The following is a 12546-nucleotide window of genomic DNA, read 5'->3' on the forward strand; positions in this document are numbered from 1 at the left end:
CACACTCTTCTGCGTGTTCCCACACTTCGCAGGAGTCGCCATGGCTACCATCTCAGCTCCACTGCTGTTTCAGGTGCGACAACAAACCCAGATACTAGGCCCACCTAGCGTCATCGAAGCCAACGACAACCTGCTCGATCCGCTTCGGGCACGCCACGGTGCGACCGTGCGTGTGCAGTACGCCGGCATGCAGGCCAGCGACAGCATCACCGTGACCTGGGCCGGCGAAGGCGGCGCCGACAGCGTGCGGGTCGGCCCGCAAGATGGCAGCACTTCCGGCCATGTCGATTTCACCATCCCGATCAAGGTAATAGCGGCCAGCCAGGGCAAGGCCATTACCGTGACCTATGAGGTGACTCCCACCGGCCAACCTGCACAGCCCTCGCAGCCGCTGATCCTGGACGTGGGGCAACTGCCACAAACTGCGCTGCCCACGCCGATGGTACCGCAAGCCAATCAGCAAACCGGCGAGCTGGACCTGGGCTTGTTCCCGGGCGATGCCCAGGTCTATATCGCGCCCTGGCCTTTGATCGCCGAGGGCCAGCGCTACTGGATCAGTGCTTCGGGCGTTCTGGCCGACGGCACTCCGCATGTCTTCCCGATCAGCGTTGGCCAAGTGGTGACAGCTGCGGACCTGGTCAATGGCGTCAGGGCCAACTGGCCGCGGGAGGAGTTGGCAAAGCTCAAAATCAACAGTGGGGTGACGATCATGGCGCAACTGACATTTGACGGTTCCAATGACGAGCAAAATCAGGCGGCATTGCCGCCGCTGTCATTGTCGTTGCTGTTCAGCGGAATGGAGTTGTTGACCAACACACTGGCTGGTGTTCCGCAGAAGACATGGCGCCCTGGCGAAGTCCTGGACGCAACAACTTTCACGCTTGTTAGCCCCAACACCGTCATGACGACTGCTTCCGACGAAGGTCAAATCACGCTGACAGGTAATGCAACAGGAGCGTCAGTCGTTGAAGTCACTCCCAAACAACCCGTCCGCTTTATAAAAATTGCAAGCATAAACTCGATAGGCACCTTCAAAGGCACCATCCAATTCTACAACGATCAGAAGCTATTATCCGTTCAGAACTATCGAGATTTCGGCAACTACAGGTACATCCAATACCTAAACACAACCCAACCCATTACGCGCATCACGATAAACTTAACTCCCAGAACAATCCCTACCAATTGGATCCTATGGGATATTCACATCATTATCTAACTTTTTGGGTTTTCAGCCTTTCACTTCAAAATAACAATCAACATCAAGCAGAACTCTTGCACACTTGGCGAGGATCTTTGATACCTGAACAATAGCCAGCCCACACGATGGGTTGATCTATGTAATACCCAATAAAACCCCCGGTCATCACCCTGTAGCCCTCCACCACTTCAGGGCTACCCGCACATGACCCCCATCCCCCTCGAAAACCAGGACCTGGTGCGCCAGGTCCTGCAGGGCTTTCCGCGCCCGGATGAACTGGCCCGGGAGAAAATGGCCAACTGGTTGCAGCAGTTGCAGATCGAAGGCGACCCGCAGCAGCTCGACGTCGTCACCTTCCATCACCAGCCCGGGCCGGCCCACACGCAAGTCGCGGTCATCACCCAGAAAATGAACCTGGTCGAAGCCTTGCTGAGCAACTGGCAAGGTGAGAGCGCCGCCGGTTACGGCGGCTTTCACTACGGTGACTGGGCAGGTGTCGCCCCTACCGGCCCGTTGACCCTGGTCGAGCGCCTGGAACCTGTGAGCGTGTTTGCCAACACCTCGCCCTACCTGGTCTTCAATGGCCTCTACCGGCGCAGCGACCCGCCCCGTTACGCGCCGGACACACGCCTGGCGCTGCGTGCCGAAGACTTTCAGATCTACATCTGGAGCCTGCATTTTCACCACAGCTTCAAGGCAAAGCTCGACAGCTATTGGGCCAGCCGCGAGGCGCACTATCAGCAGGCACTGCGCATCGCCTTCCTCGCGGCCTGCAATCAGCAGCTGCTCCAGGGCCGGCTCTCGGAAGCGGCACGCCAGTTGGCCTGGAAGGCAGCAGGGGTATTGCCCCTGGGCGATACCCGGCTGTCGATGCTGAATGTCTACGGCTACAGCTCCACCAGCATCCTGCGCATCGACGAGGGCGCCCAGGGGCGCGTGCTGCTCTACATCCCTGGCAATGCCGCCCCGCTGCACGCGTTCGACGATGCCGCGCACATGAAACGCTGGTTCGCCGAGCAATGCCGCAGCGAGCAGACGCGCTGCCATCTGATGACCCATTTCGCCCGCGCCGACTGGCCGGACGGCCTCGACTTCAGCGGCCTGCGCACTGCGCTGACAGGCCTGGGCCTGTACCCGCGTGCGCACCGCTTCGGCAGCAACCACCCGGGTTTTGCCAGCAGCGGCTTCTGGGACCCTCAGACGTTCATCGACTATCAGCCTGAGAAATACAGCCCGCGGCTGACCGGGAACCTGTTCGAGTACCTGACGCTGCGGCAGAAACAGCGCGCCTATGCCGATGCCGACAGCCAGATCACCAGCAATCACGACATCGATAAAACGCGCTGGAGCAACTACCTCAGCCTGGCCACCGCCCTGCTCGCGCCGCTGGTGATCGTGTTTCCCGAGCTCTCCCCCTTGCTGGCCCTTGGCGGCCTGGCACAGTTCAGCCTCGCGCTGGAGCAGACGATCAACGGCAAGGACCTGGACACCAAGGCCCAAGGTGTGAGCGACCAGCTCTACGGCCTGTTGAATGCCGCCGCGGTACCTGGCGGCGTGCTAGCCGGACCTGGCGGCCTGTACCGCTACGTCAGGCGCGGATTCTTCACCCCTGCGCGCCTGCCGGAAGTGCTCGGCAGACCGCTTGGCGCCGCACCGGTAGCCGAGGAGGTGGAGCTGGCAGAACAGGTGTTCCACGAGCAGTCGGTACTTTCACCCCACCCCGTGGGCGGGGTGGTGATTCGCGTGGACGCCGCCCAGCAACACCGCTTCATGGCACGCCTGCAAACCGAGCGACAGGTCATCATCGAATCGGTCGAATATGAATTCGCCACCGACAGTTTCATCTGCAGCCGCGAGGCCGGCCAGGCCAACCCGCCACGCTGGAAAGCCACCGGCCGCGGCGACACCCCGCTGCGCCCTTGCGGCCCGCCCCAGGTCGCCACCGCCCAGCAACGCATGGCCACCCTGCAAGCGCTGGGCATCGATGTGAAACTGCCCATCGACTACGCCGCGTTCGGCGGCTTGCAAAGCAGCCCCATTCCCAAGGTGGTCAGCAGCATCTGGCTGGGTGACCAACCTGTTGACGGCGAATTTCTCGAGGCCCTCTCGCATAACGCCCAGGTGCTGAGGGACAGCGGCTATCGCTTCCAGATACTGCTCTCGCGGCAACACCGGCCCAGCTACCTGCTCAACCTCAACACGTTGCGTACCCAGGCACCCGGTGCGCTGCTCATGCCCCTGGAGGACCAGGGCTTTTTCGAGGATTTCCAGCGCTCGCCCTACTTCGCGCAGTACCAGGCCGCATTGAGCGGCGGCGCGCCCAACCCTGCCTCGGCCTGCGACATCCTGCGCTACCGCTTGCTGCATCACCAGGGCGGCCTGTACCTGGACGCCGATGACCAGCTGCTGCTTGCCAACAAAGCAGGCACCCCCGCGCCGATCACCAGGCTCACGCTGAAGACCACTGCCAAAGGCCTGCTGCTGGCGCCACCGGTTTCCAATGAACAGCTGGGCATGTTCATCCAGTTCAACAGCAGCATGATCGGCAGCCACCCAGGCAACCCCACGCTGACCGCCTTCTCGGATGAAATGCTCCGGCGTTTCAGCCTGGTTCCGGATTTCTATGCCCGCCGCCCCGACCCGATGCTGCAGCCCGCGCTGTTCCGCCGCTATGGCAAGCGGCTCAGCCTGCTGAGCGGCCCGGCCATGTTCAATGCGATCATCGACGAGCATCTGCCGGCGCTCAAGCAGTTGCGGGAGATCTGCAACCTGTTGGCGAGCCCGATCCACGACCTGCATGCCGCGCTCGACCTGAGCCAGTTCAGCCAGGTCATGCGCGAACAGCTGCCGCTGGACCAGATCGCGAAGATGGGCAGTGCGCACAGCTGGGCCAGGAGCGTGTCCCGAGCAGAGCAGACCGAAGTGTCGGCACTACATAATTGACACTTGCCCCCCGCCAGCGGGTGGCACCTTGGCGGCTCCACTGTCAGCCAGGAGCTCCCATGCGCATTCCTCACCTCAACCCGCAAGGTGTTCGCCACGTCGTCGATCACCTTGCCAGCTTCCCCCGCCCCGACCGTGCCGCCGCCGATGCCGTGCGCCAGTGGGCGGCCAAGCGCGGCGTCGAACTCGATCCTGACCAGGTCGATGTCGTCACACTGCATCACCAGCCGGGCACCGACCACCCTGTCGACGCCGTGATCATGCAGCGCCAGAGCCTGACCCTGGCACTGCTGGACAACTGGCAAGGGGAATCGGACAGCAACCTGATCGGCACCCTGTTCCGGGAACCCTGGGCCGGGCACTGGCCGGGAACGATCCACCTGGTCGACAGCCTGCGCGGCCACGGCTCGCTGAGCAATGCCTCGGACTACCAGGTCTTCAATGGCCTGTTCCGCCGCAGCACGCCCCAGGTCTATGACAGCACCACCCTGATCGACCTGCCGGCCGAAGCGTTCCAGTCGTTCATCTGGAACCTGGACCTGCACAGCCACTACAAAGCCATGCTCGATCAGTACTGGTCCGGCCAGCTCGACAGCTACGGCGGCTGCGCCCGGCTCAATTTCGTCGCTGCCTGCAACCTGCAGGCCGGCCAGCGCAGCCTCAGCCCCGAGGGCACCGCGCTGGCCTGGGAGGTGGCGGGCCTGAACCAGGCAAGCCCGGGCTTGCAGGTGCGGGCGCTGAACGTCTACGGGTACGTCGCCACCGACATCTTCTACTTCAGGCGCGAGCAGCAGCCGCGAACGCTGCTGTTCATTCCCGGCAATGCCGCGCCGCTGCACGAGTTCGCCGACCCTGGCCAGATGCAGGACTGGGTGGCCACACAATGCAAGGACCTGGGCAAGCGCGCCGCGCTGATGGCTCACTTCAGCGCCGCCGATGTGCCTGACGGGTTGGACTACAGCGGGCTGGCGACCGCGCTCGATGGCCTGGCGGCATACCCCGAACGCAACCACCTGGACCCGAACCGGCCTGGCTTCAGCGCCGAAGGGTTCTGGCCGCCCCGGGAGTATGTCAATTACAAGGAGCAGACCTACAACCCGTTGATCGCGGGCGATCTGTTCGAGCACCTGGCCCAGCGCCTGAAACAGCGCAGCTACAGCGATGCGGACCAGCTGATCACCAGCAATGCCCAGGTCACCAAGGCCCGCTGGCAGAACTACATCAGCTCGGCCATCAACTACCTGGCGCCCCTGGCGCTGGTGGTGCCGGCACTGGCGCCGCTGTTCGCCATCGGCGGCGCGGCCCAGTTCGGCATCGGGCTGGATCGGGCCATCGAAGGCAAGACCCTGGCAGAAAAGGCCAGTGGCGTGGACGGCGTAGTCTTCGGCCTGCTCAACGCCGCGCCACTGGCAGGCGAATGGGCGGGCAAGGCGGTCAGGCTCTGGCGCTTCAGGCATGAGGGCTTCGTCGTGCCGCGGCAGATCAACGGCCAGCTCGGCTATGCCATGAGCCCGCTCGACCCGCCGCGGCTGCCCGCAGATGACATCGCCCATTTCTTCCATGACCCCGACAATGTCGCAGCACTGCCCGGTGCCGACCCTGGGGTGCACGCCGCAGTGCTGCGCACGCCTACCTACACCATCGAACCGGATACCCTGCGCGGGGAAATCGCCGGTTACTTCGACGACCTGATCTACGACGTGCAGGCGGACGCGTTCCTGCGCGCCAGCGACGAAAACGAAGTCGACCCGGAGTATTTCCGGCCGGCGGAGCCAGGGAAAGGCCGCGGCCTGGTGTCGGTTGACGTCGACAACCGGCCCGTCACCGACGAGATGCGCACGGGCACCTTGCGCGCCCTGGGCGTGGACCTGCAGTTGCCCGTGAACCTGCCGGCGGTTCCCCTCGAAGAGGCCCGGCCGATCCCGAAAAACATCCTCAGCCTGTGGATCGGCGAGAAGGTACTGAGCCCGTCACTGGTCGACAATATCGCCCACAATGTCACGCAACTGGCCGACACCGACTACACGCTCACCCTCTACCTGTCCAATGCCAACCCCGATGCCTATGCGCAGAACCTGCAGTTGCTGCAGGCGAAAGCACCGGCGCTGCGCATCCTGCCGCTGGAAGAGCAGGCCGTGTTCGAAGACTTCCGCCAGTCGCCCTACCACGAACAGTATCAGGCGGCGCTTACCGGCAACGGCAAGGGCCCCGCGCATTATGCGTCGGCCGCCGACGTGCTGCGCTACCGCCTGCTGCATGCCGAAGGTGGCCTGTACATGGACCTGGACGATACCTTGCTGAAACCGGGCGAGCACCCCGAGGTCCGCAACGGCGAAGGCTTCGGTCCGCCCGGCGAGGGCCTGGCCAATGTTCCCCTGGCGACCACCGAGGACGGCGTGCTGCTGTTCCCGCCGGTGTGCAACGAAACCATGGCCAACGGCAACATGTTCAACAACAGCCTGATCGGCAGCCATGCCGGCAACCCGACACTGGACGCGATCTCGAATGAAATGCGGGCCCGCTACCGCCAGACGCCGGAGTTCTATGACCAGTTGCCCCGCGAGCGGGACGACAGATGGGCGTTCAGGGCCTATGCCCAACGGCTGTCGCAGATTTCCGGGCCCGGGCTGCTGACCGACGTGGTGACGCAGCACCTGGCTGAACTGCGCCTGCTACGCCAGATCAGCCAGGCCGGGGCGATGAGCCAGCGCGGCTTCGCAGCGTTCGTCGATGGCGAACGCTACCATGCGGCCATGCGCCACCTGCTGCCACTGAACCGCCTGGCGAAGATCGGCACCAACCAATCCTGGGTGCTGTGACTGCCACCTGGCCCTGTTGCGGGTTTTCAGCAACAGGGCCGGGTGCGTGTCGGTTCACTCGCTGCGGTGCAGCTTGCTCATCAGCTCCGCCTCGGCCTGGGTCAGGCCGCAGGTTTCGGTAAGCTCCGCCACGCTCGCACCCATGCCCACCAGCTTGGCAGCCTGGGTGAAGGTCACGCTGTTGGGGTCGCGCTGCTCCAGTTGCTGGACGCGCTCGGGCAGCGGCGCCACGGCGGCGCGCAGCTCATGGATGGCCTCGCCCATGCGCACGGTACCGTTCTGGTAGTCGTCCAGGCGCTTGGCCAGGTCCTTGATGCGCTGGTCGCGCAGGGCGTCGCCCAAGGCCTGCTGCGCCGCCAGCTCGCGCTGGCGCTTGCTGTAGTTGAGGAAGAACCACAGGCTCAAGGCCCACAGCAAGGCCAGGAAGATTACCGCCACCTCGAAGATCAACTCAGATGTTCTCCAGCTCGGACCACTCTTCCTCGGTCATCATCTTGTCCAGCTCGACCAGGATCAGCAGTTCGCCGTTCTTGTTGCACACGCCCTGGATGAACTTGGCCGATTCTTCATTGCCTACGTTCGGCGCGGTCTCGATCTCCGACTGGCGCAGGTAGACCACCTCGGCGACGCTGTCGACCAGGATGCCGACCACTTGCTTGTCGGCCTCGATGATGACGATGCGGGTGTTGTCGGTCACGTCCGATGGCATCAGGCCGAAGCGCTGGCGGGTGTCGATCACCGTCACCACGTTGCCGCGCAGGTTGATGATGCCCAGCACATAGCTCGGCGCACCCGGTACCGGGGCGATTTCGGTGTAGCGCAGGACTTCCTGCACCTGCATGACGTTGATGCCGTAGGACTCGTTGTCCAGACGGAAGGTTACCCACTGCAGGATCGGATCTTCAGAACCTTGCGCAGACGACTTTTTCATTCCCCTAGCCCTCTAAATCCGCCATTGGCGGTTGTGTTCGGTGTCATTTCTGTTTGGCGTGCAGCTGCTTGACCGCGCCGCTGGCGATCAGCTCGGCCAGCTCGGCGACGTCGAGCAGCGCACACATGTGTTCGATGACCGTGCCGGCCAGCCACGGGCGCTGGCCACGCTGGCTGCGCCATTTGATCTCGTTCGGGTCCAGGCGCAGCGAGCGGCTGACCTGGTGCACCGCCAGGCCCCATTCGTAGCCCTGCACGGAAATCACGTAGTTCAGGCCCTGGCGGAAGTCGTCGCGGTAGCGGTCGGGCATCACCCAGCGCGCGGTGTCCAGCACCTTCAGGTTGCCGGCCTGGCAGGTCAGGATGCCGAGGAACCAGTCGGGCTGACCGAACAGCGGCGTCAGCTCCTGGCCCTCGAGGGTGTAGATCGAGCCCAGGCACACCAGCGGCACCGCCAGGGTCAGCCCGGCAACGTCGAACAGCAGGCATTCGAACGGCTCGGCGGCCCAGTGCGGGCGGCCATCGACCGTGGCCGGTGGCGTCGGTACATTGGCCGCTGGCAGGTGCACTTCGACCAGCGGCACGGCGGGCTCGACCTCGGTCAGTACCGGAATGCTGGCCTCGGCCACCACCTCGGCTTCGACCACCGTCACCACCGGCTTCTCCACCGGCATGACGGTTGTCAGCACCGGGCGTTTCGGTTCGGCAAATGGCCGGGCCAGCGGCACGGGCGTGGGCTGGCGGGCATCGTGGGCCTGTTCTTCGCGCACGGCAGCGGCGAATTCATCGCTGGCTGCTGGCGCGGCGACGGTGGCGAGCACCGGCGCCTCGATGATGTCTTCGGCCTCGGTGGCCTCTTGCAGCAAACCGTCGAGGTACGACTGCAGGGCCAGTTGCGGCTTGCTGCCGACGGGCCGGTTCATGAGGCCACCTGCACGGCGGGCTTGTAGGTGAGCAGGTGCTTGAGCAGCGCCCGGTAGGCGATCACGCCGCGGCTCTTGCCGTCGAACTGCGAGGGCGTGACGCCGTTGCGGCTGGCATCGCGCAGGCGCGTGTCGACCGGGATGTAGCCCTGCCACACCTGGTCTTCATAGGTATCGCGCAGCGCCTTGAGGGTGCCCAGCGATGCCTGGGTGCGGCGGTCGAACAGGGTCGGCACGATCTGGTACGGCAACGCCTGCCTGCGCGAGCGGTTGACCATGCCCAGGGTGCCGATCATGCGCTCCAGGCCTTTGACGGCCAGAAACTCGGTCTGCACCGGAATCACCAGTTGCTGGCTGGCGGCCAGGGCATTGACCATCAGCACGCCGAGCAGCGGCGGGCTGTCGATCAAGGCGAAGTCGAAGTCCTGCCACAGCTGCGCCAGACTCTTGGCGATCACCAGGCCCAGGCCACTCTGGCCCGGCGACTGGCGCTCCAGCACCGCCAGGGCAGTGCTCGACGGCAGCAGCGAGATGCGCTCGTCGCTGGTCGGCAGCAGCAGCTGCCCCGGCAGGCCCTCGGGCACGCTGCCCTTGTGCAGGAACAGGTCGTAGCAGCTGTGCTCCAGGGCGTCGGGGTTGTGCCCGAAATAGCTGGTCATCGAGCCATGCGGGTCGAGGTCGACCACGACCACGCGCTTGCCCGCCTCGGCCAGCAGGCCGGCCAGGGCGATGGTGCTGGTGGTCTTGCCGACTCCACCTTTTTGATTGGCTACTGCCCACACTCTCATAGGACAACTCTTGTCTGATGGGTAACACAAAACCCCTGTGGGAGCGGGTTTACCCGCGAAGCAGGCGACGCGGTGGATGGCACGGGCTTCGCCCGTGTTCGCGGGTAAACCCGCTCCCACAATGGTCGCGTAAGCTTCGATAAACCTAACAAGACAATTGCCCCCATTGAGAAATCCGCGGTGACGGAGAATTGACGGCTCACGGTGCCGCCGTCGCTGCTGGGGCTGCCGGTGCACTTTGTGTGCCAGCGCGGCGCAGGGCCGCATCCGGTGTGGCATTGGCGCTGCCGGTGCCGGTCAGGCTGCGGCGCACCTCGAGGTTGCGGGAAATCACCAGCACCACCCGGCGGTTGCGCGCGCGGCCCTCGGCGGTGTCGTTGCTGGCCACCGGCTGGTATTCGCCGTAGCCCACCGACGCCATGCGCGCCGGGTTCACCCCTTCCATGGCCAGCAGGCGCACGATGCTCGCCGCCCGCGCCGCCGACAGCTCCCAGTTGGTCGGGTACTGCGCCGTGCGGATCGGCAGGTTGTCGGTGAAGCCCTCCACGTGCACCGGGTTGGCGAACGGCTTGAGGATGCTGCCGACCTTCTCGATGATGTTGAACGCCTGGTCGCTGGGCATGGCATCGCCGCTGCCGAACAGCAACGACGAGTTGAGCTCGATCTCCACCCACAGCTCGTTGCCGCGCACGGTCATCTGGTCGGACTTGATCAGGTCGCCGAAGGCATCGCGCACGTCGTCGCTGATGGTCTTGAGCGGGTCGACGTTGGTCTGCGCCAGGCCCGCGTCGGTCTGCTCGCTGTCCTTGATCAGCGGCTCGGCCGGCTTGACCGACAGCGGCTGCTCGTCGCCGATGGGGATCGGCTTCATGCTCCGCTCGGGGTCGTTGAACACCCCCAGCAGCGCCTGGGAGATGACCTTGTACTTGCCCTCGTTGATCGAGGAGATCGAGTACATGACCACGAAAAAGGCGAACAGCAAGGTGATGAAGTCGGCGTACGACACCAGCCAGCGTTCGTGATTCTCGTGTTCCTCGGTATGACGGCGGCGACGCATGATTACTCCATGAAGCCTTGCAGCTTCAACTCGATCGAGCGTGGGTTCTCACCCTCGGCAATCGACAGCAGGCCCTCGAGCAGCATCTCGCGGTAGCGCGACTGGCGCATGACGATGGCCTTGAGCTTGTTGGCGACGGGCAGCAGGATCAGGTTGGCGCTGGCCACGCCGTAGATGGTGGCGACAAAGGCCACGGCGATGCCGTTGCCCAGCTGCGACGGGTCGGCGAGGTTGCCCATCACGTGGATCAGGCCCATCACCGCGCCGATGATACCGATGGTCGGCGCGTAGCCGCCCATGCTCTCGAACACCTTGGCAGCCTGGATATCGCGGCTTTCCTGGGTCAGGAAGTCGACTTCGAGGATGCTGCGGATCGACTCCGGCTCGGCGCCATCGACCAGCAGTTGCAGGCCCTTGCGCGCGTAGGGGTCGGGCTCGGCATCGGCCACGCCTTCCAGGCCCAGGAGGCCTTCCTTGCGCGCCACCAGGCTCCAGTTGACCACCCGGTCGATGCCGCCGGCCAGGTCCACCCGCGGCGGGAAGAAGATCCAGCGCAGGATCTGCAAGGCGCGCTTGAACGCCGACAGCGGCGACTGCAGCAGCGCCGCCGCCAGGGTGCCGCCGAGCACGATCAGGCCAGCCGGGCCGTTGAGCAGGGCGCCGACGTGGCCGCCCTCGAGGAAGTTGCCGCCGACGATGGCGACGAAGGCCAGGATCAGGCCTATCAGGCTAAGCACGTCCATCAGACACAAGCCTCGACCAGGTGTTTGCCGATTTCATCCAGGCTGTACACCGCGTCCGCCAGGTTGGCTTTGACGATGGCCATGGGCATGCCGTAGATCACACAGCTGGCCTCATCCTGGGCCCACACGGTACTGCCGCCCTGCTTGAGCAGACGCGCGCCTTCTCGGCCGTCGGCGCCCATGCCGGTGAGCACCACCGACAGCACCTTGTCGCCGTAGGACTTGGCCGCCGAGCCGAAGGTGATGTCCACGCACGGCTTGTAGTTCAGGCGCTCGTCGCCGGGCAGGATCTTCACCGTGCCGCGGCCGTCGATCATCATCTGCTTGCCGCCAGGGGCCAGCAGCGCCAGGCCCGGACGCAGCACGTCGCCGTCCTCGGCTTCCTTGACGTTGATCTTGCACAACTTGTCGAGGCGCTCGGCAAAAGCCTTGGTGAACGCCGCCGGCATGTGCTGGATCAGCACGATCGGCGCCGGGAAGCTGGCCGGCAGTTGCGTCAGCACCCGCTGCAAGGCCACCGGGCCGCCGGTCGAGGTACCGATGGCGACCAGTTTGTAGGGCTTGCGCTTGGGCGCTGGCGAGTGCGTCGCGGCAGGCGCCGCTGCCGGCGCGCGGGCAGGCACGGCAGTGCGCGCCGGCGCTGCGCTGCTCAGGCTGCTGGCCGGGGCATGGCTGCTGGCAGGCGCAGGCGCGGCTACTGGCGCCGAGCTCGAATAGCCGCCGAAGCGGCGGTTGCTGCGGGAGATGGTGTGCACCTTCTCGCACAGCAGTTGCTTGACCTTTTCCGGGTTGCGCGAGATGTCCTCGAAGTTCTTCGGCAGGTAGTCCACCGCGCCGGCATCCAGCGCGTCGAGGGTGACCCGCGCGCCTTCGTGGGTCAGCGAAGAGAACATCAACACCGGCGTCGGGCAGCGCTGCATGATGTGCCGCACCGCAGTGATGCCGTCCATCATGGGCATTTCGTAGTCCATGGTGATGACATCGGGCTTGAGCGCCATCGCCTGGTCGATCGCTTCCCTGCCGTTGGTCGCGGTACCCACGACCTGGATGGTCGGGTCCGCCGAGAGGATTTCCGAAACGCGGCGGCGGAAGAAACCGGAATCATCCACCACCAGGACCTTGACTGCCATAAACACTCCATT

10 protein-coding genes are annotated in these 12546 nt (G+C 64.7%); 3 read left to right on the forward strand and 7 right to left on the reverse strand.

The features are described 5' to 3' along the window. Positions 1-40 precede the first annotated feature (40 nt). The 3 genes from ACIP21_RS23025 (at position 41) to ACIP21_RS23035 (ending at position 6963) form a co-directional block, all read left to right on the forward strand. The gene (locus tag ACIP21_RS23025) at positions 41-1219 is read left to right on the forward strand and encodes a hypothetical protein (RefSeq protein ID WP_400692539.1); all 1179 of its coding nucleotides are present in this window, start codon (positions 41-43) and stop codon (positions 1217-1219) included. 186 nt (positions 1220-1405) lie between these two features. Further along, positions 1406-4144, forward strand: coding sequence for a dermonecrotic toxin domain-containing protein (locus ACIP21_RS23030; protein ID WP_400692542.1), 2739 nt, complete (start codon positions 1406-1408; stop codon positions 4142-4144). A 59-nt stretch (positions 4145-4203) separates the two neighbouring features. Continuing rightward, on the forward strand, positions 4204-6963 hold the full coding sequence (locus tag ACIP21_RS23035) for a dermonecrotic toxin domain-containing protein (RefSeq protein WP_400692543.1): 2760 nt from the start codon (positions 4204-4206) through the stop codon (positions 6961-6963). A 54-nt stretch (positions 6964-7017) separates the two neighbouring features. On the opposite strand, the gene ACIP21_RS23040 is transcribed toward ACIP21_RS23035, so the two are convergent. The 7 genes from ACIP21_RS23040 to ACIP21_RS23070 all read right to left on the reverse strand — a co-directional run bounded on the left by ACIP21_RS23040 (position 7018) and on the right by ACIP21_RS23070 (position 12534). Continuing rightward, positions 7018-7413, reverse strand: coding sequence for a DUF2802 domain-containing protein (locus ACIP21_RS23040; RefSeq protein ID WP_400692545.1), 396 nt, complete (start codon positions 7411-7413; stop codon positions 7018-7020). Position 7414: 1 nt separating this feature from the next. After that, complete coding sequence (locus ACIP21_RS23045; RefSeq protein WP_016393802.1) at positions 7415-7894, reverse strand: chemotaxis protein CheW; 480 nt, start codon at positions 7892-7894, stop codon at positions 7415-7417. A gap of 43 nt (positions 7895-7937) precedes the next feature. Further along, the gene (locus ACIP21_RS23050; protein WP_400692548.1) at positions 7938-8816 is read right to left on the reverse strand and encodes a chemotaxis protein CheW; all 879 of its coding nucleotides are present in this window, start codon (positions 8814-8816) and stop codon (positions 7938-7940) included. Further along, positions 8813-9604 (reverse strand): ParA family protein, encoded by a 792-nt coding sequence (locus ACIP21_RS23055; protein ID WP_400692551.1) that lies wholly within the window; start codon positions 9602-9604, stop codon positions 8813-8815. The genes ACIP21_RS23050 and ACIP21_RS23055 overlap by 4 nt, the downstream gene beginning before the upstream one ends. Before the next feature lie 199 nt (positions 9605-9803). Beyond that, positions 9804-10664, reverse strand: a complete 861-nt coding sequence (gene motD / locus ACIP21_RS23060) for a flagellar motor protein MotD (RefSeq protein WP_400692684.1) — start codon at positions 10662-10664, stop codon at positions 9804-9806. After that, on the reverse strand, positions 10664-11404 hold the full coding sequence (locus tag ACIP21_RS23065; RefSeq protein ID WP_400692554.1) for a flagellar motor protein: 741 nt from the start codon (positions 11402-11404) through the stop codon (positions 10664-10666). Before ACIP21_RS23065 ends, motD begins: the two co-directional genes overlap by 1 nt. Then, positions 11404-12534 carry a chemotaxis response regulator protein-glutamate methylesterase gene (locus tag ACIP21_RS23070; RefSeq protein WP_400692556.1) on the reverse strand — a complete coding sequence of 377 codons (1131 nt, stop codon included), beginning with the start codon at positions 12532-12534 and terminating at the stop codon, positions 11404-11406. Before ACIP21_RS23070 ends, ACIP21_RS23065 begins: the two co-directional genes overlap by 1 nt. Positions 12535-12546 lie beyond the last annotated feature (12 nt).

It is taken from the genome of Pseudomonas sp. NPDC089401 (genome assembly GCF_044749485.1).
Classification (GTDB): Bacteria; Pseudomonadota; Gammaproteobacteria; order Pseudomonadales; family Pseudomonadaceae; genus Aquipseudomonas.

Excerpts from the sequence above, each read along its gene's own strand:
- ACIP21_RS23025 (WP_400692539.1), top strand. The coding sequence starts at position 41 with ATGGCTACCATCTCAGCTCCACTGCTGTTTCAGGTGCGACAACAAACC.
- ACIP21_RS23030 (WP_400692542.1), top strand. The coding sequence starts at position 1,406 with ATGACCCCCATCCCCCTCGAAAACCAGGACCTGGTGCGCCAGGTCCTG.
- ACIP21_RS23035 (WP_400692543.1), top strand. The coding sequence starts at position 4,204 with ATGCGCATTCCTCACCTCAACCCGCAAGGTGTTCGCCACGTCGTCGAT.
- ACIP21_RS23045 (WP_016393802.1), bottom strand. The coding sequence starts at position 7,894 with ATGAAAAAGTCGTCTGCGCAAGGTTCTGAAGATCCGATCCTGCAGTGG.
- ACIP21_RS23050 (WP_400692548.1), bottom strand. The coding sequence starts at position 8,816 with ATGAACCGGCCCGTCGGCAGCAAGCCGCAACTGGCCCTGCAGTCGTAC.
- ACIP21_RS23055 (WP_400692551.1), bottom strand. The coding sequence starts at position 9,604 with ATGAGAGTGTGGGCAGTAGCCAATCAAAAAGGTGGAGTCGGCAAGACC.
- ACIP21_RS23065 (WP_400692554.1), bottom strand. The coding sequence starts at position 11,404 with ATGGACGTGCTTAGCCTGATAGGCCTGATCCTGGCCTTCGTCGCCATC.
- ACIP21_RS23070 (WP_400692556.1), bottom strand. The coding sequence starts at position 12,534 with ATGGCAGTCAAGGTCCTGGTGGTGGATGATTCCGGTTTCTTCCGCCGC.